Below are 21,710 nucleotides of genomic sequence, written 5' to 3'. Positions count from 1 at the left end.
ATCACGTCCGAATCAGGGTTGGCACCAGGCGCACGTAGATCAATTCACTCACTAGCTCGACCAACGTTTGTGTAATAACGGCAGCTGCAGCCAAACCGCGCAGGTCTTCCGGTAGGGCTAGCGCCAAGGGTAATACCACCAGCGAGTTCCGCGTTGCCGCGCTGAATGTAACCGAGCGGGCTTCGGCCACCGGCAAGCGGAACAGCTTTGCCGATACCAAGCCCAGCACCGGCGCCAGCAGCATGAAGCCGAGGTACACCGGGACCACCGGCAGCAAGCGGTCGAAGTCGCGCAGCACCACGGCAATCTGCGAGCCAATCACGGCCACCAGCACCAAGGCCATCGCGGGTACCGGCATCCATGCCCAGGCATCGTTCCAGGCAGCTGCGGCAAGCGAGCGGCGAGCGCTGGCGCTGGTGAGCACGGCCAGGATCATCGGCAATACAATCAGCAGCACGAACGCTTCCACAAAGGGGGCAATCGAGAGGGTCACTTCGCTGTTGTTGCCCAGCATTACAGCCAGGTAAACCGGCAACAGCATCAACTGCACCAACAGCAGCACGGGCGTTGCAGCGAGGGTGAGGCGGGCGTCGCCTTTGCCGAGATGGGTGAACACCACGACGTAGTCGATGCACGGGGTCAGCAGCACCAGCAAGGCGCCGATCAAGATGGCTGGGTGGTCGACCAGGCCACGTGTGCCCAACCATACCAGCAGTGGCACCAGCACGAAGTTGGCGAGCAGCAGCGCACCCATGAAGCGGCGGTTGCCCAGGCCTTGGCGCAGGTCGAGGAAGGGGATTTGCAGAAACATCGCGTACATCAGCACGGCAATGGCGGGGGTGACCAAGGCTTGCAGATGGCGTGCGGTGTCTGTAGCCAGCAGGCCGAAGGCCATGGCCGCGAGCACGGCGGCAAAGTAGATGGAGGTCTGGTGGGTTTCGAGTTGTTCTCTGGTCACGAGGAGGCCTGTGCTGGCGCGCGCAAAGCGGGCAGTGTACTCAAAGAATGAAAAAGCCCGGCACTGGGCCGGGCTTTTTCACATCAAGCAATCAGCAATCAGTTGCCGTAAACCGGCAGCTTCTTGCAGATGGCCTTGACCTTCTCACGTACGGCGTCGATCACCGCTTCGTTGTTCAGGTCTGCCAGGATGTCGCAGATCCAGCCGGCCAGTTCCTTGCACTCGGCTTCTTTGAAGCCGCGGGTGGTAACGGCTGGGGTGCCGAAACGCAGGCCCGAGGTAACGAACGGGGAACGTGGGTCGTTCGGCACGGAGTTTTTGTTGACGGTGATGAAGGCTTTGCCCAGGGCAGCGTCAGCGTCCTTACCGGAGATTTCCTGCTTGATCAGCGACAGCAGGAACAGGTGGTTTTGAGTACCGCCGGAAACCACGTCGAAACCACGCTCGATGAACACGCTGGCCATGGCCTGGGCGTTTTTCACCACTTGTTGCTGGTAAGCCTTGAACTCAGGCTGCAGGGCCTCTTTGAAGCAGATGGCCTTGGCGGCGATGACGTGCTCCAGCGGGCCACCTTGGGCGCCCGGGAACACGGCGGAGTTCAGCTTCTTCTCGATGTCGGCGTTGGCGCGAGCCAGGATCAGGCCGCCACGTGGACCACGCAGGGTCTTGTGGGTGGTGGTGGTGACCACGTCGGCGAACGGCACCGGGTTCGGGTACACGCCAGCGGCAACCAGGCCGGCAACGTGGGCCATGTCGACGAACAGGTAGGCGCCTACCTTGTCGGCGATGGCGCGGAAGCGGGCGAAGTCCAGCACTTGCGAGTAGGCCGAGAAGCCGGCAACGATCATTTTTGGCTTGTGCTCGACAGCCAGGCGCTCGACTTCGTCGTAGTCGATCAGGCCGTTGGCGTCGATGCCGTACTGGATGGCGTTGTACAGCTTGCCCGAGGACGAAACGCTGGCACCGTGGGTGAGGTGGCCACCGTGGGCCAGGCTCATGCCCAGGATGGTGTCACCGGCCGACAGCAGGGCCAGGTAAACAGCAGCGTTGGCCTGGGAGCCAGCGTGCGGCTGAACGTTGGCGTAGTCGGCGCCGAACAGCTCTTTGGCGCGGTCGATGGCCAGTTGCTCAACGATGTCGACGTACTCGCAACCACCGTAGTAGCGCTTGCCCGGGTAGCCTTCGGCGTACTTGTTGGTCAGCACGGAGCCTTGGGCTTCCATGACGGCAGGGCTAGTGTAGTTTTCAGAAGCGATCAGCTCGATATGCTCTTCCTGGCGCAGAGCTTCTTGCTGCATGGCTTCGAAGAGCTCGGCGTCGTACTTGGCAATAGTCAAATCACGGCTGAACATGGCGGTCCTCAAGGATCGGGCTGAATTGGGGGGGCATTCTAACCGATTGATCCGCGCATGGCATATGAAGTGGCATCAAGTCGCGGACCAATGGCTTTCATGATGTATCCCGCGTGGCGACTGGGCTGGATGCGTGCGGGAGTTGACTCAAAAGTCCGCTTTTACGCGCTGTGTGTGGGAGCGGCCTTGTGTCGCGAAAGGGCTGCGTAGCAGCCCCAGGATTTCAGCTTTGCAGCCAATGTTGCTGGGGCTGCTGTGCAGCCCTTTCGCGACACAAGGCCGCTCCCACAGGGTTTGCGCATGCCTTGAGGTGAGCACTGAACTTGTGGTGGCAGCTCAAGGCAGTTGTTCCCACAAGCAGTTACTGGAACATGAACAGCGTTTCGTTGCTGAACTGCGCTTCGAACTGGTTGGCGGGCATCGGGCGGCCGAACAGGTAGCCCTGTACCTCGTCGCAACCGTGCTCGCGCAGGAACTCCAGTTGTTCGTGGGTTTCGACGCCCTCGGCAATTACCGCCAGGTTCAAGCTGTGGGCCATGGCGATAATCGCCCGGGCAATCTGCGCGTCCTGCTCGCCTTCGGGCAGGCCGTCGACGAAGGTGCGGTCGATCTTCAGCACATCGATGGGGAACTGCTTCAGGTAGTTGAGCGACGAGTAACCCGTGCCAAAGTCGTCAACCGCGATGCTCAGGCCCAGCACCTTCAGGCCGTCGAGAATCTGCATCGCCTCGTTCACATCGCGCATAAGGATACTTTCGGTCAGCTCCAGCTCCAGGCACGCCGGCGGCAGGCCGCTTTCTTCCAGAATGGCGGCAATACGGTTGCCCAGCTGGCCGTCCGAGAACTGCCGCGCCGAAATGTTCACCGATACCTTAGGCACGCGCACCTTGGCCTTGTGCCAGGCCTTGAGCTGGCGGCTGGCTTCGCGCAGCACCCAGTCGCCCACATCCACCACCAGGCCGAGCTCTTCGATCACCGGGATGAAGTCGCCCGGCGGCACCAGGCCACGGGTAGGGTGGCGCCAGCGCAGCAACGCTTCGGCGCCGGTCAGGCGCATGCCGTCGCCGCTGAACTGCGGCTGGTAGTAAAGAATGAATTCGTTCTGCTCCAGCGCGTGGCGCAGGTCGCTTTCAAGCTCCAGGCGCTCCAGGGCGCTGGCGTTCATTTCGGCCTGGTAGAACTGGAAGTTGTTCTTGCCGCGTTCCTTGGCGTGGTACATGGCGGTGTCGGCGTTTTTCATCAGCTGGCTCAGCTCGCTGCCGTCCTGCGGGCTGAGGGCGATGCCGATACTGGCGGTAACGAAAAACTCGCGGCTTTCCAGCACAAACGGCCGCACCAGGCTGGCCAGGATGTTCTCGGCCACGTGGATGGCGCGGTTCAGTGCCATTTCCCGGGTGGCGCGCGGTTGCAGCAGCAGGGTGAATTCGTCGCCACCCATGCGCGCCACCGTGTCGTCGTCGTCCACGCAGGCCAGCAGGCGCAGGGCCATGTCCTTGAGCATGCGGTCGCCGGCGGCGTGGCCCAGCGAGTCGTTGATCGGCTTGAAGCGGTCCAGGTCAAGGAACATCAGCACCACCCAGGCCTTTTGCCGCTCGGCCTGCTGCAGCGCGGTGTGCAGGCGGTCCTGGAACAGCGTGCGGTTGGGCAGGTGGGTGAGGGCGTCGTAATAGGCCAGGCGGTGGATGCGTTGCTCGCTGGCCTTGCGCTCGCTGATGTCGGTGAAGAAGCACACGTAGCTGGCCAGGTCGCCTTCATCGTCCAGCACGGCGGTAATGCCTACCCACGCCGGGTAGCGGTCGCCGTCGCGGCGCTTGAGCCACATTTCACCTTCCCAGCTGCCGCGCAGGTGCAGTTGCTTGACCACGTAGCGCAGGTGGCCTTCCTGCTGTTCGTCCACGGCCAGCATGCCGGGCAACTCGTCGAGCACATCGCTGACGGCGTAGCCGGTGACTCGGCTGAAGGCCTCGTTGGCCTGCACGATGTAGCCGGCCGGGTCGGTGATGAGGATGGCCGATGTGGAGTGCTCGAATACCGTGGCGGCCATGCGCAGGTCTTTTTCCGCGCGGCGTTGCTGGCTGATGTCGCGGCCTACGCCGAGCACGCCTTCAAAGCGTTCGTGGTCGTCCCACACCAGCACCAGGCGCAGTTCGATGGGGATTTTGCGGCCATCGGCGCGCAGGCAGTCGAACAGGAACAGTTGCGTAGGCAACTGGCTGCGCAGTTGCGCCAGTTGCTCACTGTCGCTCATGGCCTTGCTGACCTTTTCCATCAGGCCGTAAATGCCAGTGAGCTGGGACGGGTTGGCGATGATCGACTGCCAGCCGTTTTCGAAAATCCACTCCGCCGGGTAGCCAAGCACCGCCTGCACCGAGGGGCTGACGTAGTTGAGCTGCAGCCCGCTGTCGGTGGAGAAGATCACGTCGCTGATGCTCTCGGCGAGCATGCGGTAACGCTGTTCGCTGTCGCGCAGGGACTGGCTGGCTTCGATCTGCACGGTCACATCCTTGCCCACACCGATGATGCGGGTGACCAGGCCTTCGCTGTCGCGGGTCAACACTTGCTCGCGGATGTCGTAGCAACGCCAGCCGCCGTCCCGGTGGCGGAAGCGCAGTTGGGTGTGCAGCGACTGGCTGTGGCCGTTGTCGCGCTGCTGCTGGCGCAGGGTCTGGTAGTGCGTGGCATCTTCGGGGTGCAGCAGCAATTCCCAGAAGCGGTCACCCATGTGCGCCAGCTCGTTGCGGTCGTAGCCCAGCGTCTGGCCGAGGTGGCGGTTGCTGAAAATCATGCGCTGGCTGAACACGTCCTGCACGTAGAGCTGGTCGGGCACGGTGCGCACCACGTCCGACCAGAAGCTCTCACGCTCCAGCAGTGACAGTTCAACCTGCTTGCGGCTGGTGATGTCGCTGATGCTCAGGATTACCGCCTGGTAATCCCGGCGCTGCTGGGGCAGGCGGGCCATCAGCCACAGGTGCAGTTCGCCACCCAGTGGCGCAGGCAGGCGTACTTCCAGCTCAAGGGACGGGCGCTGTTCGATCAGTGCGTCGATCAACTGCATGCCAACGCTCTCGCGGCCATCGCCGCTGCCGTCGATCAGGCGTTGCCAGGCGCCTTCGTGGCAATCCACGTTGAGCAGCTGGCGTGCGACCTGGTTGATTTCGGTGATCTTCAATTCCTGCAGCAGCGAGCGGCGCAGGCTTGGGTCCAGAGCCAGGCTCTGCTTGAGCCCGGCCAGGTTGCGCAGGTGGTAGCGGTCGAGCTGGCCGGGCAGGCTGGACAGGTCGAGCACGCACAGTGCCACGCCGGTGCCCTCGAAAATTTCGTGATAGCGCCGGCGGTCCTCCTGCAGGGCGCGTTGGCGGCGGCGCATGTTGATCAGCGCCAGCACTGGCAACAGGGCGCAGAACAGTGCCAGCAGGCATTTGCCCAGCAGCGCCGGCAGCAGTTGCTGGCGGGCCATGCCGGCATCGAACAGGCCACGCAGTTGCCAGGTGCTGTTCTCGATGAACGCCAGCATCACGCTTTGCAGGGGTTCGTCACTGGTGGGCATGGGGCCATGGCGCTCCAGCACATCGCCGCTGCGGCTGTTTTCCAGCAGCCAAAGCGGGTGGCCGGGGCCGTCGAGGTGTACGGTCAGCTCGCGGTAATAGTCAGGGGAAAGGCGAAGTAGCCAGTAGCCACGGTCCTGTTCGCTGGTCTGGCGCAGCAGCAGGTAGATGCTGTTGTTGTCCGCTGCATTGGCGAAAAAGTAGCCATTGCCCTTGTTCAGCTCGAGCAGTTCGCCAATCAGTTGGCGGTCGGGGCTGTTGGCCAGGCTGTCGCTGCGCAGTTGCCCGGAGTGGTCAAGCCAGGCGATGTGCCGCAGGGTGGGCAGGCGTTCGCGCAGGGTCGCCAGCAAGGTGGGCAATGCGTCGGGCGTCGGCGGTTTGACGTAGGGCTGGACCAGGTTGAGCGCTTGCTGGGCCTTAAGCGCCATGTTCAGGCTCAGGTGGTCGGCCAGCTCTGCGGTGGCCATCAGGCTCTGTTCGCGCTGGTCGGCCTGGGTGTGGCGGAACTGGGCGAACAGCTGCCAGAGCAGCAAGCCCAACAAAATCAGGGCCAGCAGCGCCAATGCACCCTTCACCGAACCGCGCAGGGGCGCGCCCGGGGCCGGTGGAGCGGAACGCAACGAAGACGGTTGATTGAGATTGGTCAAGCGTAGGTCCTGCGATTGGGCTGGCGATGGCAGGTTGAGTCATGCACGGTATATGCCGGTTCGCAGCGGCCTGGACTGCGGTGGCGCACTATATAGCCGGATACCCGAAACGGGCTAGCATGCCTGTCATTGTGTCAAAGTGCCAGCATGATGGTGAAGCGCCGACGGTCGTGGTGAAGCGGGTGCGTTCGGCAAGCCCCTGCAACCTGTGCGAGAATGCGGCCCGCTTCAATGACAACGCATCGGAGATGTTTGGTTTTGGTTACTCACTTTTCCTCCAATGGCCTCGATTCCGCCTGTGGGCGCAGCAGTCAGACCCTTGTCAGCACTGCCGTGACCGAGGACGTATCCTGCAAATCGTGCCAGCGCTCGCTGGTCAAGGCTGACGCGCCTGCTGCGTCCAAGAATAAAACCCCTTCGCTGGCCGAGCTGCGCAAGACCGCCAAGGTGGCGGCGGCACCGGCTGTGGCCCAAGTGCAGGCCAAGCCTGCGCGTAGCGGTGGCTTTAGCGTGAAATCGGCCTGGGCTGCGCGCCTGGCCGAGCAAGGCGACCGCTGCCGGCTGCCGCGTGGCAAAGTTAAACAGCGTCACGTCTGAATCATTCAAGGCCAATTGGCCTTTTCTCTTGTGGGAGCGGCCTTGTGTCGCGAAAGGGCTGCGCAGCGGCCCCCACAATATTTGCTTTAAAGCCGATATTCTGGGGCCGCTGCGCGGCCCTTTCGCGACACAAGGCCGCTCCCACAAGAATCATGCAAGCTCTGCTCCCACCATCCGACCACCCTGTGCAACGCCGCGCGTTGGCGTAGAATGGTCGTCTTTGTTCACTACACCCCGTAAACACATCCCCTGGCCGTTGCGCCGGGGCGATCGTCGATGTCTTTACCTATCTGATTAGAGGGCTTGGTTTTGGCTCAATACGTCTACACCATGCATCGGCTGAGCAAGGTCGTGCCGCCGAAGCGGGAAATTCTCAAGAATATTTCCCTGTCGTTCTTCCCTGGCGCCAAGATCGGCGTGCTCGGCCTGAACGGCGCGGGTAAATCGACCTTGCTGCGGATCATGGCGGGCGTCGACAAGGAATTCGACGGCGAAGCCCGTCCGATGCCCGACATCAACGTTGGCTACCTGCCGCAGGAGCCGCAACTGGACCCGACCAAGACCGTGCGTGAAGTGGTCGAGGAAGCGGTCAGCGTGATCAAGGACGCCCAGGCCCGTCTGGACGAGGTTTACGCCGCCTATGCCGAGCCGGATGCCGACTTCGACAAGCTGGCTGCCGAACAGGCCAAGCTCGAAGCCATCCTGCAGGCTGCCGACGGCCACAACCTGGAGCGCCAGCTGGACGTTGCCGCCGACGCCCTGCGCCTGCCGGCCTGGGATGCGCGCATCGAGCACCTCTCCGGTGGTGAAAAGCGCCGTGTTGCCCTGTGCCGCCTGCTGCTGTCGGCCCCCGACATGCTGCTGCTCGACGAACCAACCAACCACCTGGACGCCGACTCGGTGGCCTGGCTGGAGCGCTTCCTGCACGACTTCCCGGGCACCGTGGTAGCGATTACCCACGACCGTTACTTCCTCGACAACGTCGCTGGCTGGATCCTCGAACTGGACCGCGGCGCTGGTATCCCGTACGAAGGCAACTACTCGGGCTGGCTGGAGGCCAAGTCGGACCGTCTGGCGCAAGAGTCCAAGCAGCAGAGCGCCCACGAAAAGGCCATGAAAGAAGAACTGGAGTGGGTGCGCAAAGGCGCCAAGGCCCGCCAGTCCAAATCCAAGGCCCGTCTGCAACGCTTCGAAGAAATGCAGTCGCAGGAATTCCAGAAGCGCAGCGAAACCAACGAGATCTACATCCCGGCCGGCCCGCGCCTGGGTGACAAGGTCATCGAGTTCAAAAACGTCAGCAAAGGCTATGGCGACCGCGTGCTGATCGACAACCTGTCGTTCGCCATGCCAAAAGGCGCCATCGTCGGCGTTATCGGTGGTAACGGTGCCGGTAAGTCGACCCTGTTCCGCATGCTGATGGGCAAGGAGCAGCCGGATTCGGGCAGCATCGAGATCGGTGAAACCGTGCAACTGGCCTGCGTGGACCAGAGCCGTGAAGACCTGGACGGCGCTAAGACCGTGTTCCAGCAGATTTCCGACGGCTCCGACCAGATCCGCATCGGCAACTACGAGATCCCGTCGCGCACCTACGTTGGCCGCTTCAACTTCAAGGGTGGCGACCAGCAGAAGTTCGTCAAGGACCTGTCCGGTGGTGAGCGTGGCCGCCTGCACCTGGCGCTGACTCTGAAGGAGGGCGGTAACGTCCTGCTGCTGGACGAACCGTCCAACGACCTCGACGTCGAAACCCTGCGTTCGCTGGAAGAAGCCCTGCTGGACTTCCCGGGCGCCGCGATCGTGATTTCCCACGACCGTTGGTTCCTGGACCGTGTGGCCACCCACATCCTGGCGTACGAAGACGACTCGAACGTGGTGTTCTTCGAGGGCAACTACACCGAGTACGAAGCAGACCGCAAAAAGCGCCTGGGTGATGCCGCTGCCCAGCCGCACCGAGTGCGTCACAAGAAGCTGGCCCAGTAAGCCGGTTTTTGGATGCACAGAAATGGGGCCCTTTGAGGCCCCATTTTTGTGCCTGGCAATCAGGCCAGACTTGCAATAATTTTGTATACACTTATACAAAACGCACCAAAAAATTTCATAAAAACGACATTGCGCCCTATTCCAGTGCGATTGCTTCTTGGTACATTCCCGAAAAAACCAATAAGTCCAATCCTCTTGGTGAGATGTCTACCATGATCGAATCTGTCGACAATTTCCTCGCACGCCTCAAGCAGCGCGACCCTGCCCAACCCGAATTCCACCAAGCCGTGGAAGAAGTCCTGCGTAGCCTCTGGCCCTTCCTTGAGGCCAACCCCCACTACCTGCAAGCCGGCATCCTTGAGCGCGTGGTCGAACCAGAGCGTGCCGTGCTGTTCCGGGTGTCGTGGGTTGACGACCAAGGCAAAGTCCAGGTCAACCGCGGCTATCGTATCCAGATGAACAGCGCCATCGGCCCTTACAAGGGCGGCCTGCGCTTCCACCCTTCGGTGAACCTGAGCGTGCTCAAGTTCCTGGCCTTCGAACAAACCTTCAAGAACTCCCTCACCTCGCTGCCCATGGGCGGCGGCAAGGGCGGGTCGGACTTCGACCCCAAAGGCAAAAGCGATGCTGAAGTGATGCGCTTCTGCCAGGCCTTCATGAGCGAGCTGTACCGCCACATCGGTGCCGACTGTGACGTGCCTGCCGGTGATATCGGCGTGGGCGCTCGCGAAATCGGCTTCATGTTCGGCCAGTACAAGCGCCTGGCCAACCAGTTCACGTCGGTGCTGACCGGCAAAGGCATGACCTACGGCGGTAGCCTCATCCGCCCAGAGGCCACCGGCTATGGCTGCGTGTACTTCGCCGAGGAAATGCTCAAGCGCAAAGACCTGCGTATTGACGGCCGCCGTGTGGCCATTTCCGGCTCCGGTAACGTGGCCCAGTACGCAGCGCGTAAGGTTATGGACCTGGGCGGCAAGGTCATTTCGCTGTCGGACTCCGAAGGCACCCTGTACGCCGAAGCTGGCCTGACCGATGCCCAGTGGGACGCATTGATGGAGCTGAAGAACGTCAAGCGTGGCCGCATCAGCGAGCTGGCTGACCAGTTTGGCCTGGAGTTCCGCAAGGGCCACACGCCATGGAGCCTGCCGTGCGACATCGCACTGCCATGTGCCACCCAGAACGAACTGGGTGCCGAAGACGCCCGCACCCTGCTGCGCAATGGCTGCATCTGCGTGGCAGAAGGCGCCAACATGCCGACCACGCTGGAGGCTGTGGATATCTTCCTGGAAGCTGGCATTTTGTACGCACCGGGCAAGGCTTCCAACGCCGGTGGTGTTGCCGTATCGGGCCTGGAAATGTCGCAGAACGCCATGCGTTTGCTGTGGACTGCCGGTGAGGTGGACAGCAAGCTGCACCACATCATGCAGTCGATTCACCATGCTTGCGTGCATTACGGCGAAGAGGCGGATGGCACGGTCAATTACGTGAAGGGTGCGAACATTGCCGGGTTTGTGAAAGTGGCGGACGCGATGCTGGCTCAAGGCGTGGTCTGATTTGAGACTGCCGGGGCCGCTGTGCGGCCCTTTCCGACCGGTCCGGCGTCCCGGCAAGGCCGCTCCCACAGGGACTGCGCAAGCCTCAGGCTTAATGATATTTCTGTGGGAGCGGCCTTGTGTCGCGATGGGCTGCACAGCGGCCCCCAGGGCCCTCAGCTTTCACCCTCAATTGCAAGTATCTCGATCATCTGATCCCCCGCCGGCCGCCGCCACAGCACCTCATCCCCTGGCCCGGCCCCCATCAAAGCCCGTCCCAGTGGCGAGCCCCAATTGATCAGCCCACGCCCGGCATCGGCTTCATCCTCGCCAACCAGTTGCACCACATGTTCCTGATCCTGCTCGTCAACAAACCGCACCCGGCTGCCAATCTGCACCTTGCTGATCGAGGTGGCGGGTGGCACCACCTGCGCGCTTTGCACCCGGGCGCTGAAGTAGCGCAAGTCCCGTTCGGCATCCGCCAGCCGCTGTTTGTCGCCGCGCTCGCCTTGCGCCTGCAGTTCGCTGCGCAAGGCATTAAGCTCGGCCACCCGATGCTGTAGCTGGTGCAAACCATTGGCGGTCACGTAGTTGGGCTGCTCACTGACGCGCCGCTCCACTGGCTGGTCGGCCTGGGCGGCGGCGTTGTCCTCGTTGACGAATGCTCGGCTCATGAAGGGGCCTCCTTGTGCAGGAGACCATGGTGACAGGTTGGCGGTTTCAGCAGATGCCCGTTTGCGACCTAATTGCGTCGGTAGGCACGTGCGGCGTCGCGGTCTTTCTCTTGCTGCCATTCGCGGTCGCGGTCATCCCAGAAGCGTTCGTGGTACTCACGCTGCTCTTCGCTGCGCTGCATGGCCTGGCACTGACGAAAACCATCGTCCCAGCCGCTTTCGTATTGGCGGTCTTGCAGGTAGCGCGGTACGTTTTTGCGAAAATCACCGGCCATCATGGCTGCGGCCTGGCGGCCGCTGCTGCAACCGTCCTGAAAACCGTCGGCATAGGCGGGCGGGTAGCCTTGGTTGAGCATCTGCTCATGGGTGGTTTGGCAACCTGCCAGCAACAACACAACGCCTAGCGCAAAACCGTACCGCAACATGGCCACAAGACTCTTCGAATGATGCTGAAGAGTCTAGGTGGCGATTTGTCGGGCAGGTGTCAAAACAGTGTCAAAGAGTCGGTTGGTTCACAGTGCCGGTGTACATCGGCCTAGTAGTGATACCACTTCACTTCCAGCATCACCTCGTTCTGCGCAGTTGCCAAATGGCTGAATTCCCGCGAAGCACTCAACCTCAACCCGAGGTTCTGGCTGATCTCCCACTGCTGGTTCAGGCTCACGCTGCGCCGTACCTCACCATTGGTGAAGTAATCCCCCTTGGCCTCAAGCGTCATGTTGCCCAACCCGTTGCGCCACAGCAGCCCACCGTTGAACCCGGCCGCCGGGGCGATGAACTGGGCAAAGTCGTTGTGATGCTCCACCCGCACCGTGCCCAATGCAAAGCCCAGCAACCCGTCAGCCAGTTGCCAGGTGCCCCCGGCGCCACCGTTCACATGGCTCACCAGCACTTCGTCATCATGCTTGCCCGGCACCCGCTCCAGGCCGCCGGCCACCTGCCATGACCAGGGCTTGAGCAGCTCGTTGCGCGGAGTCAGCGAACGGATGGTGGCCAGGTCCAGCCGCTGTACCTGCCAGTCGTTGCCCTCGTACTGGCGCAGCTTGAGCTGCAGGATTTCGATCTGCGCGCCAAGCGGGAAGCCGTAGGCGTTGTCATTGAGGTCGTGGTACGCCATGCGCAGGCCGTACTCGGCGTAAGCGCGGTCTTCCCGGGTGCCTACGCCCAATTGCCAGGTGCGTGAGTCGTGGCCGTCCTCGGGCAAGCCGGGGCGTTCGATCTGCAGCGGGGGCGGTGGGTTGCGGTTGATTGCCCGCAACAGCTCGAAGCTGCGTTTGGCCTGGCCCGGGTCGCGTACTTCGCCATTGGCGCGGTAGCGTTCCAGTCGGTAAGCGGCGTCCTGCACCAGTGCCTGACGCTCGCGGGGCAGGGTGGTGAATTCCGGGCTTTGCAGTTGCGCGGTGTCGGCACTGACGGCCAGCACCTGGCGCTTTTCGGCATGGTCCAACGGTTCGGCGCGGGCCAGCAACTCGCGCTCGCGCGAAGGGCGATATCGCACGTCGGTCACCAGGCCTGACTGCTTCACTGCCTTGACCGTGTCGGTGGGGATGGCGGTAAGCGGGAACTGTGACGTCAGGTCCAGGCTTGGCCGCGCCACCTGTAGCAGTTCCAGCAGGCGGTACGAGCAGTTTTCGTCGAAGAAGAAGTAGTCGAACTGGACCTGCTTGAGCTCCCACACGTGTTCGACCATTCGGCCGGTTTCTTCGGGGGTGAGGTCCAGCTGGTATTCCCACAGGTCACGGTTTTCCAGGCTGCGGTACTCGGAGAGTTTTTCCTGGTAGGGCATCAGCGCGAACAAGCCAGGGTAGCCGCCCATCAGGCCTTTCCAGGCGTACAAAATGCTGTTGTCGCTGCCTTCGATGTAGGCTCCGAAGTTGATTGCGTAGCTCAGCAGCGTGGTGTCGTCGCTGCGGGTGTTGGACTGGTCGATGCGCAGCAGGGTGTGGCCGAACATCGATGACGGGCTGTTCAGGTAGGCCGCCGGGAAAATCAGCGTGGCGCTGTGGGGGGCGATCGATTTGTACCAGGTTTTGAATTCCTGGCAGTCGGGTGTTGGCAGGTCTTGCAGGTTCAGTTGTTCACTCAGCCAGCGGGTGCGGGCCGGGAACACGCACTGGGCATGCTTGTCGCCCAGGCTCGCCGGGGCATACAGCGCTTGTACCGTGGCCCGCAATTCGCGGTCCGGGTGGTGCGCGCCGTCCTCGGCCAGGAAGAAGTTGTCATCGTCCACATAGCTGCGCCAACCGCCGAGCTTGGCGGTTTCGTAGTGGCCCAGGGCAATCCAGTAAGGGGTGTTGGCCAGTTGCTGGAGGCGGCTTTCATCCAGCAGGGGTGCAGCATGCAGCGGGGCGCAGGCACACAGCGCCAGGTAAGCGAGGCGTTTGAGCATGTCGGGCAACTACTTCTGAACGATGCCGAAAGAAAGGCGAAGCCCGCCCCGGAGCCGGGGCGGGAGCAACCGGCATCAGGCCTCGGTAGCGTACTTGGCCAGGCGCGGGTCGTTCTTCAGAACGGCGAGGGTGTTGGTGTGGACAGTTTCGGCAGTCACGTCGGCGCTGCTGAAGATCTGGTTGAAATGCTGGTGGGTAACCGAAGCGAAGTAGCCGCGGTCTTCAGGTGCAACGCCCAGCACCACGGCGTAGGTGGTGAGCGCTTCGCCCTGGCCCATGGCCATGTCTTCGGACAGCTCGTTCATCATGCCATTCATGGCGAACCACGATTTGCCGCCGTAGGTCAGCGAGGCTTTGGTCGAGCAGCCGTTGGTGCCGGAGGTCATGCCGAAGGTGGCGTTACCAGAGGTGCCGTTGGTGGTGGAGGCCAGGAAGTGTGCTGGCGTGCCGCGTTGGCCTTCGAACAGCATGTTGCCCCAACCGCAGTTCGGGCCACCTGGCGCTTCGGCCATGGCGTTGAGCGAGACCACGGTGAACAGAGTACCCAGAAGAATCCGTTTCATAGCATTTGTTCTCTATTTGTCTTAACCAAGGGTCAGGGTTTCTGGCAACTCGGTTGCCAGGTCGGGAAAGCGTTTCACCCACCCGCGCAGCTTGGAGTTTAGGCACGATCTAAAGGTTGCGTCATTGATTGCGAAAAATTTGCTTGCCGATGATGAATAGTCTACTGCGACATAAAGTCCCGCCGAGCCTTGCAAGGCGCGCGCGGGCAGCGCCAGAATGCTGCGTATCTGCCCGCCGAAGTAAGGAAACCCAATGCCCGATCCTGTCGCTGCGCGCCTGCGTCTTGCGCCTGAAGCCCTGACCCGGCGTTTCTCCCCCGAGCAGTTTGCCTTTACCAACACCGACGATCTGGAGCCGTTTCGCGGAGTCCTGGGCCAGGAGCGTGCTGTCGAGGCCCTGCAGTTCGGCGTGGCCATGCCGCGCCCGGGTTACAACGTGTATGTGATGGGCGAGCCTGGCACTGGCCGCTTCTCGTTCGTCAAGCGCTACCTCAAGGCCGAGGGCAAGCGCCAGCAGACCCCGGCCGACTGGGTCTACGTCAACCATTTCGACGACACCCGCGAACCGCGCGCATTGGAACTACCGTCCGGTAGCGCGGCGGCGTTCATCGCCGACATGGGCGTGCTGATCGACAACCTGCTGGCCACCTTCCCGGCGGTGTTCGAGCACCCGTCCTACCAGCAGAAAAAGGGCGCCATCGACCGCGCCTTCAACCAACGTTACGACCGTGCGCTGGATGTGATCGAGCGCGCCTCGCTGGAAAAGGACGTGGCCCTTTACCGCGACGCCAGTAACGTCGCCTTTACCCCGATGGCCGACGGCAAGGCGCTGGACGAAGCGGAGTTCGCCCAGTTGCCGGAAGAAGTGCGCGAGCAGTTCCACGAGGACATCGCACTGCTCGAAGAGCGGCTGAACGAAGAGCTGGCGAGCCTGCCGCAGTGGAAGCGCGAGTCGAACAACCAGCTGCGTCAGCTCAACGAAGAAACCATCACCCTGGCCCTGCAGCCGCTGCTGGCGCCGCTGTCGGAAAAGTACGCCGAAAACGCGGCCGTGTGCGCCTACCTGCAGTCCATGCAGCTCAACCTGCTGCGCACGGTGGTGGAGCAACTGGTCGACGACAGCAAGACCGACGCCGTGGCCCGCAAACTGCTGGAAGAGCAGTACGCCCCAAGCCTGGTGGTCGGCCATCACGCAGACGGCGGCGCGCCAGTGGTGTTCGAGCCGCACCCGACCTACGACAACCTGTTCGGCCGCATCGAATACAGCACCGACCAGGGTGCGCTGTACACCTCGTATCGCCAGCTTCGCCCGGGCGCGCTGCACCGCGCCAATGGCGGTTTCCTGATTCTGGAAGCCGAGAAAATGCTGGGCGAGCCGTTCGTGTGGGATGCGCTCAAGCGTGCCTTGCAGTCGCGCAAGCTGAAGATGGAGTCGCCGCTGGGTGAGCTGGGCCGCGTCGCCACCGTCAGCCTGACGCCGCAGATGATCCCGCTCAACGTCAAACTGGTGATCATTGGGTCGCGCCAGCTGTACTACGCGCTGCAAGACCACGACTCGGACTTCCAGGAGATGTTCCGCGTGCTGGTCGACTTCGACGAAGACCTGCCGATGGTCGACGAGAACCTGGAGCAGTTCGCCCAGTTGCTGCGCACCCGCACCAACGAAGAAGGCATGGCGCCGCTGACCAGCGATGCCGTGGCGCGGTTGGCCACCTACAGCGCGCGCCTGGCAGAAAACCAGTCGCGACTGTCGGCACGTATCGGCGACTTGTTCCAGCTGGTGAGCGAGGCGGACTTCATCCGCCAGCTGGCCAGCGACGAGATGACCGACGCCGGCCATATCGAGCGTGCGCTCAAGGCCAAGGCCACCCGCACGGGGCGTGTTTCCCAGCGGGTGCTGGACGACATGCTCGCCGGCATCATCCTGATCGACACCGAAGGTGCGGCCATCGGCAAGTGCAACGGCCTCACCGTGCTGGAGGTGGGCGATTCGGCGTTCGGTATGCCGGCGCGGATTTCCGCCACGGTGTACCCGGGCGGCAGTGGCATTGTCGACATCGAGCGAGAGGTTAATCTCGGCCAGCCAATCCACTCCAAAGGGGTGATGATCCTCACCGGTTACCTGGGCAGCCGTTACGCGCAGGAATTCCCGCTGGCGATTTCCGCCAGTATCGCGCTGGAGCAGTCCTACGGTTACGTGGACGGCGACAGCGCATCGCTGGGTGAGGCCTGCACGCTGATCTCGGCCCTGTCGCGCACGCCGCTCAAACAGTGCTTTGCCATTACCGGTTCGATCAACCAGTTCGGTGAAGTGCAGGCCGTGGGCGGTGTGAACGAAAAGATCGAAGGCTTCTTCCGCTTGTGCGAGGCGCGTGGCCTGACAGGCGAGCAGGGGGTGATCATCCCGCGTGCCAACGTCGCCACGTTGATGCTCGACGAGCGCGTGTTGCAGGCGGTGGAGAATGGCCAGTTCCACGTTTACGCAGTCAGCCAGGCCGACGAGGCGCTGAGCCTGCTGGTAGGTGAGGAAGCTGGTGTGCTGGACGACAAGGGCGTGTTCACCGAAGGCAGCGTGAATGCGCGTGTGGTAGAGCGCTTGAGCGAAATCTCCGAAATGATCAGCGAAGAGGAAGTCGAGAAGGCGGAAAAAGAACGGCTCGAAGAGGTGATTGCCCAGGCCAAGCCAGCCTGAGTCAATAAACCGGCGCTAGCGGCCATGTGCTACCGTTTAGCGCCGGTTTTCCATCTTTTCGCACCTTTCTTCTATGCTGGAACTTAGGACGGCATCAGGGTTCAGGATGGAAACAGCCTGGCATATGCAGGCTGAACAGGGCTTTCTGGAGGGACGCGGCCATGCGCAACCTCAGCCTTACTCGCCAGTGCCTGGGCCTGGTGACCCGCATCGAATGCAGCATCCGCCCACTGGCCGGTGACAACGGCATGTGGACGCTGTTGTTTGCCGCCGGCATGGCCGGTGAGCAGCCTTCGGCCATCAAGGCTCAAGGGCCTTTCCACGGGCCGTTGGTGGCCGAATCCGTGCTCAATGCCATCGTCGACAGCCTGACCCTGCATGGCTACCAAGTGGCGGATGGGCCGCAAATCTGGTGCTTGCATTTGCAGGCGCAATTGCGCCGCATCAATGGCGAGCGCTGCAAAAACCTCGGGGATTACCAGTTCCACCCGGAAACCTGAACGCAACCTGCGGCAACACGCCGCAGGCTTTTGCTGTCACAGGTGGCTGGCTATACTCGCCGTCGCTTTCCAGCCACCTGACGAGTCCCTAGCCCTTCATGGAACGTATTCTCGAAAACGCAATGTATGCCTCGCGCTGGCTGCTTGCCCCTATCTACTTCGGCTTGTCCCTGGGTTTGTTGGCGCTTGCCCTCAAGTTCTTCCAGGAAGTCATCCACGTATTGCCCAACGTTTTCGCCTTGAGCGAAGCCGACCTGATTCTGGTGATCCTGTCGCTGATCGACATGTCGCTGGTTGGCGGCCTGCTGGTGATGGTGATGATCTCCGGCTATGAAAATTTCGTGTCGCAGCTGGACATCGACGACAGCAAGGAGAAGCTCAACTGGCTGGGCAAGATGGACTCTTCGTCGTTGAAGATGAAGGTTGCCGCGTCGATCGTGGCGATTTCGTCCATCCACCTGCTGCGGGTGTTCATGGATGCACAGAACATCTCCACGGATTACCTGATGTGGTACGTGATCATCCACATGACCTTTGTGGTGTCGGCGTTCTGCATGGGGTACCTGGACAAGGTCACCAAGCACTAAGCGCCTGCCGCGCCCGGTTGTTGTGGGAGCGGCCTTGTGTCGCGAAAGGGTCGCGTAGCGGCCCCTGGATTTCAGCTTCGCAACTGATATTGCCGGGGCTGCGTTGCAGCCCTTTCGCGACACAAGGCCGCTCCTACAGAATTCGTGAACTGACCGGCGGCCTCTGTCACGTCTTGTATATTTCCCCGCCCTGCACAAAAAATGAGCACTCATGCGTGGTTCACAGGCGAGGTGCTCTCATGAACCTGCAACAGCTCAATACCGAGGCCAGGGCTGGCCATGTCGATGAAGTGAACCTGATCGCCATTGAAGGTGGCGATTACCTGCTTGAAGCCCGAGTCAAAGGCCGTGCCCACCCGTTGGCAGACAACCGCGGCGAGCGTTTGCGCGTGCGTTCGGTGGAAGATGCGCGCACGGTGCTACAAACCATTCCGATGGTGTCGATGAACCTGGTGCACTGGTCTGTGCAGGACGAAATGGTCGGCATGGGTTCGCACCCGGAAGAAGACCTCAAAGTCCCGATTTCACCCCGTTCGGCCTGGTAGCTGCGCCCCGCAGCCCCAGTGTGCTAGGCTGCTCGCCCTTTTCATCAAGGGCGCGGCCTCACTGCGCCCTGCAGTGGAGCATGACAATGTCCGAACTCAACCTGACCACCGACGAAACGCGCGTCAGCTACGGCATCGGCCGTCAGCTGGGCGGCCAGCTGCGCGACAACCCGCCACCAGGCGTGAGCCTGGAAGCCATCCTTGCTGGCCTGACCGACGCCTTCAATGGCGCTGAGAGCCGCGTAAGCGAGGCCGACCTGTCGGCCAGCTTCAAGGTCATCCGTGACGTGATGCAAGCCGAAGCGGCAGCCAAGGCTGAAGCCGCTGCTGCTGTCGGTAAGGAATTCCTGGCTGAAAACGCCAAGCGTGACGGCATCACCACCCTGGCTTCGGGCCTGCAGTTCGAAGTACTGACTGCTGGTGAAGGCGCCAAGCCAACCCGCGAAAGCAACGTGCGTACTCACTACCACGGCACCCTGATCGACGGCACCGTGTTCGACAGCTCCTACGAGCGTGGCCAGCCGGCCGAATTCCCGGTTGGTGGCGTGATCGCTGGCTGGACCGAAGCCCTGCAGCTGATGAACGCTGGCAGCAAATGGCGCCTGTATGTGCCAAGCGAGCTGGCCTACGGCGCCCAAGGCGTTGGCAGCATCCCGCCGCACAGCGTGCTGGTGTTCGACGTCGAGCTGCTCGACGTTCTGTAATGCCTGTGTAGCCAATCGCGGATGAATCCGCTCCTACAGGCCGGGGTGCACCCCCGGTAGGAGCGGATTCATCCGCGATGGCTTCAGGCCTGCAACCATCAATTCCAGTCCGTACCCGCAGGCCGCAACGCCCGCGCATAGCAGAACAGAAACAAATTCCGCACCAGCTCCTTGAGCACCACTGGCTCACTGGAGTTCAACCCGCTCAAGTCCAGGTCACCCTGGTCGCGCAGTTCATCCAGTGCTTCTTCTTCAAGCACTGCGCACACTTCACCGGTTTCACGGTGCAGGATGCGCAGGTAAGGGTGGGGGCGGTCCAGCCAGGCGTCTATCAGATAAGTCATGGCTATTCTCCTTGGAAAGCATTTCCAATGAGAATAATTCTTATTATCAAAATAGCAAGTGCCTATTGGCAATTTTTGTGTAAATCAGACCTTGCGAACGAATTCCGACTTCAGTTTCATTGCGCCGATGCCGTCGATCTTGCAGTCGATATCGTGGTCGCCGTCGCACAGGCGGATATTCTTGACCTTGGTACCGACCTTGACCACCAGGGACGAGCCCTTGACCTTGAGGTCCTTGATCACGGTGACGGTGTCGCCGTCCTGCAGAACGTTGCCGACCGAATCCTTCTTCACCACGTCATCGCTGGCGGCGTCTGCTTCGCCATTGGCCGACCACTCGTGGGCGCACTCGGGGCAGATCAGCTGAGTGCCATCCTCGTAGGTGTATTCGGAATTGCATTTGGGGCAGGGAGGCAGCGTGCTCACTTCGGTTCCTTAAACAGACGGACGGTTAAAGGCCCATATTGTATAAGGTTTTGTGCGCGAAGTGTTTCTGTGTGCCCAAAAGCTTCGCGGCGCCGAAGCGCCGCGAATGAAGACTACTTTGAACTGTCAGTGGGTCCGTGCTACCGCGAACTCGCTCAGCTCAACCAGCGCATCCCGGTATTCGCTGGCTGGCAGCACTTCCAGGCACTCGATGGCTTTGGCCACATAGTCACGCGCCAGTTGCGCGGTGTACGCCAGGGCGCCCGAGGCCTTGACCGCTTCACGGATCGGCTCCAGGTCTTCCAGGCCACCCTTCTGAATGGCCTGGCGCACCAGCGCAGCCTGCTCCGGCGTGCCTTCGCGCATGGCGTAGATCAGCGGCAGGGTTGGCTTGCCTTCGGCCAGGTCGTCACCCACGTTCTTGCCCAGCGCTTCGGCATCGCCTTCGTAGTCCAGCAGGTCGTCGACCAGCTGGAAGGCCACGCCCAGGTGGTCGCCGAAGGTGCGCAGGGCTTCACGCTGCTCTTCGGTGGCCTCGGCCAGCGCGGCGGCGCTGTGGGTGGAGGCTTCGAACAGCATGGCGGTCTTGCCGCGGATGACGTCCATGTACACCTCTTCGGTGGTGCTGGCGTCGCGTACCCGCGACAGCTGCAGCACTTCACCCTCGGCGATTACGCGGGTGGCCTTGGAGAGGATTTGCATGACCGGCATCGAGCCCAGTTCGACCATCATTTCGAACGAGCGCGAATAAAGGAAGTCACCCACCAGCACGCTCGGCGCGTTGCCCCACAGGGCGTTGGCGGTGGAGCGGCCACGGCGCATGCCCGACATGTCGACCACATCGTCATGCAGCAGGGTGGCGGTGTGCAGGAACTCGATGGTTGCGGCCAGCAGGCGCAGGTCGTCGCCTTCGCGGCCCAAAGCCTTGCCGCACAGCAGCACCAGCAGCGGGCGCAGGCGCTTGCCGCCGGCGGACGTGATATAGTCGCCGATCTTCGATACCAGCGGCACGCGCGAGGTCAGCTGCTTCTTGATGATCTCGTCGACGGCGCTGAAATCTTCAGCCACCGCGCGGTAGAAGGTTTGGGGTTGCATCGGCTGCTCCAGTGAGGTTGCGCGGCATGCTAGGTCGCAGGCCCCGGTGTGTCAAGGCGCGCTGCCCGCTGGCAGGGGGCGGCACTTGCAAGCAAAACCCGGGTTGCGTACAATCGCGCACCCTAACTTCCTGGGCAGCACCTGCCTTACGCAATTGCACCGGGCCTTTCCAGCCTCGTGCAGCCATGCCAGCCAATACTCATCATATAAAGCGCTGGGTGAGCAGGATTATCGGAGAAATACCCATGTCTTACGCAGTAATCGTTACCGGCGGCAAGCAGTACAAAGTCGCTGAAGGTGAATTCCTCAAGATCGAGAAGCTGGAAGTCGCCACTGGCGAATCCGTAACCTTCGATCGCGTTCTGCTGGTTGCCAATGGCGACGACGTCACCATCGGCGCTCCAGTCGTTGCTGGTGCCAAAGTTGTGGCTGAAGTCGTTTCGCAAGGCCGTCACGACAAAGTCCGCATCATCAAGTTCCGTCGTCGTAAGCACCACATGAAGCGTATGGGCCACCGCCAGTGGTTCACCGAGATCAAAATCACCGGTATCCAGGCTTAATCGCCCGGTTCCCCTGAATTTA

At 61.9% G+C, this 21,710-nt stretch carries 19 protein-coding genes; 9 read left to right on the top strand and 10 right to left on the bottom strand.

The window, feature by feature from the left end; all coding sequences use genetic code 11:
- Position 1: 1 nt before the first annotated feature.
- From PVV54_RS22630 to PVV54_RS22620, 3 genes are all read right to left on the bottom strand, one after another.
- Positions 2–958 carry an arsenic resistance protein gene (locus PVV54_RS22630; protein ID WP_274907368.1) on the bottom strand — a complete coding sequence of 319 codons (957 nt, stop codon included), beginning with the start codon at positions 956–958 and terminating at the stop codon, positions 2–4.
- A 98-nt stretch (positions 959–1,056) separates the two neighbouring features.
- Positions 1,057–2,310 (bottom strand): serine hydroxymethyltransferase, encoded by a 1,254-nt coding sequence (gene glyA / locus PVV54_RS22625; protein ID WP_274907367.1) that lies wholly within the window; start codon positions 2,308–2,310, stop codon positions 1,057–1,059.
- 361 nt (positions 2,311–2,671) lie between these two features.
- Positions 2,672–6,502 (bottom strand): sensor domain-containing protein, encoded by a 3,831-nt coding sequence (locus PVV54_RS22620; RefSeq protein ID WP_274907366.1) that lies wholly within the window; start codon positions 6,500–6,502, stop codon positions 2,672–2,674.
- 258 nt (positions 6,503–6,760) lie between these two features.
- On the opposite strand from PVV54_RS22620, the gene PVV54_RS22615 reads away from it, so the two are divergent.
- From PVV54_RS22615 to gdhA, 3 genes are all read left to right on the top strand, one after another.
- Entirely contained in the window at positions 6,761–7,099 is a 339-nt protein-coding gene (locus PVV54_RS22615) for a hypothetical protein (protein WP_274907365.1), read from the top strand.
- Positions 7,100–7,408: 309 nt separating this feature from the next.
- Positions 7,409–9,076: an energy-dependent translational throttle protein EttA gene (gene ettA / locus PVV54_RS22610; RefSeq protein ID WP_274907364.1), complete on the top strand. Its 1,668-nt coding sequence runs from the start codon at positions 7,409–7,411 to the stop codon at positions 9,074–9,076.
- A 212-nt stretch (positions 9,077–9,288) separates the two neighbouring features.
- Entirely contained in the window at positions 9,289–10,629 is a 1,341-nt protein-coding gene (gene gdhA / locus PVV54_RS22605; RefSeq protein ID WP_274907363.1) for an NADP-specific glutamate dehydrogenase, read from the top strand.
- A gap of 155 nt (positions 10,630–10,784) precedes the next feature.
- Here the strand turns inward: gdhA and PVV54_RS22600 are convergent, their stop codons facing one another.
- The 4 genes from PVV54_RS22600 to PVV54_RS22585 form a co-directional block, all read right to left on the bottom strand.
- A complete protein-coding gene (locus tag PVV54_RS22600) occupies positions 10,785–11,282 on the bottom strand; it encodes a GreA/GreB family elongation factor (RefSeq protein ID WP_274907362.1) in 498 nt (165 codons plus the stop codon).
- Positions 11,283–11,350: 68 nt separating this feature from the next.
- Entirely contained in the window at positions 11,351–11,707 is a 357-nt protein-coding gene (locus PVV54_RS22595) for a hypothetical protein (protein WP_274907361.1), read from the bottom strand.
- Between the two features lie 110 nt (positions 11,708–11,817).
- A complete protein-coding gene (locus PVV54_RS22590; protein WP_274907360.1) occupies positions 11,818–13,671 on the bottom strand; it encodes an Lnb N-terminal periplasmic domain-containing protein in 1,854 nt (617 codons plus the stop codon).
- A gap of 75 nt (positions 13,672–13,746) precedes the next feature.
- Positions 13,747–14,235, bottom strand: coding sequence for a DUF3015 domain-containing protein (locus tag PVV54_RS22585; protein WP_274907359.1), 489 nt, complete (start codon positions 14,233–14,235; stop codon positions 13,747–13,749).
- Positions 14,236–14,488: 253 nt separating this feature from the next.
- On the opposite strand from PVV54_RS22585, the gene PVV54_RS22580 reads away from it, so the two are divergent.
- The 5 genes from PVV54_RS22580 (at position 14,489) to PVV54_RS22560 (ending at position 19,263) form a co-directional block, all read left to right on the top strand.
- The gene (locus tag PVV54_RS22580) at positions 14,489–16,927 is read left to right on the top strand and encodes a Lon protease family protein (protein ID WP_274907358.1); all 2,439 of its coding nucleotides are present in this window, start codon (positions 14,489–14,491) and stop codon (positions 16,925–16,927) included.
- 161 nt (positions 16,928–17,088) lie between these two features.
- On the top strand, positions 17,089–17,427 hold the full coding sequence (locus PVV54_RS22575; protein WP_274907357.1) for a PA4575 family protein: 339 nt from the start codon (positions 17,089–17,091) through the stop codon (positions 17,425–17,427).
- Between the two features lie 98 nt (positions 17,428–17,525).
- Positions 17,526–18,014, top strand: coding sequence for a TIGR00645 family protein (locus PVV54_RS22570; RefSeq protein WP_012316304.1), 489 nt, complete (start codon positions 17,526–17,528; stop codon positions 18,012–18,014).
- A gap of 239 nt (positions 18,015–18,253) precedes the next feature.
- On the top strand, positions 18,254–18,559 hold the full coding sequence (locus PVV54_RS22565; protein ID WP_274907356.1) for a DUF6482 family protein: 306 nt from the start codon (positions 18,254–18,256) through the stop codon (positions 18,557–18,559).
- Between the two features lie 86 nt (positions 18,560–18,645).
- Positions 18,646–19,263, top strand: a complete 618-nt coding sequence (locus PVV54_RS22560) for an FKBP-type peptidyl-prolyl cis-trans isomerase (protein WP_274907355.1) — start codon at positions 18,646–18,648, stop codon at positions 19,261–19,263.
- Between the two features lie 98 nt (positions 19,264–19,361).
- Here PVV54_RS22560 and PVV54_RS22555 read toward each other — a convergent pair whose 3' ends face one another.
- The 3 genes from PVV54_RS22555 to PVV54_RS22545 all read right to left on the bottom strand — a co-directional run bounded on the left by PVV54_RS22555 (position 19,362) and on the right by PVV54_RS22545 (position 21,128).
- Entirely contained in the window at positions 19,362–19,607 is a 246-nt protein-coding gene (locus tag PVV54_RS22555) for a PA4570 family protein (protein ID WP_274907354.1), read from the bottom strand.
- 84 nt (positions 19,608–19,691) lie between these two features.
- Positions 19,692–20,033 carry a zinc ribbon domain-containing protein YjdM gene (locus PVV54_RS22550; protein ID WP_033701376.1) on the bottom strand — a complete coding sequence of 114 codons (342 nt, stop codon included), beginning with the start codon at positions 20,031–20,033 and terminating at the stop codon, positions 19,692–19,694.
- A gap of 126 nt (positions 20,034–20,159) precedes the next feature.
- Positions 20,160–21,128, bottom strand: coding sequence for a polyprenyl synthetase family protein (locus tag PVV54_RS22545; RefSeq protein ID WP_274907353.1), 969 nt, complete (start codon positions 21,126–21,128; stop codon positions 20,160–20,162).
- Between the two features lie 245 nt (positions 21,129–21,373).
- Between PVV54_RS22545 and rplU the strand changes: the two genes are divergently transcribed.
- Positions 21,374–21,688: a 50S ribosomal protein L21 gene (rplU, locus tag PVV54_RS22540; protein WP_011532169.1), complete on the top strand. Its 315-nt coding sequence runs from the start codon at positions 21,374–21,376 to the stop codon at positions 21,686–21,688.
- The last annotated feature ends 22 nt before the right edge of the window (positions 21,689–21,710 follow it).

Source organism: Pseudomonas sp. PSKL.D1 (genome assembly GCF_028898945.1).
Taxonomy (GTDB): domain Bacteria; phylum Pseudomonadota; class Gammaproteobacteria; order Pseudomonadales; family Pseudomonadaceae; genus Aquipseudomonas.
Note: the sequence above shows the minus strand (reverse complement) of the source record. Positions and strands in the feature narration are given on the sequence as shown.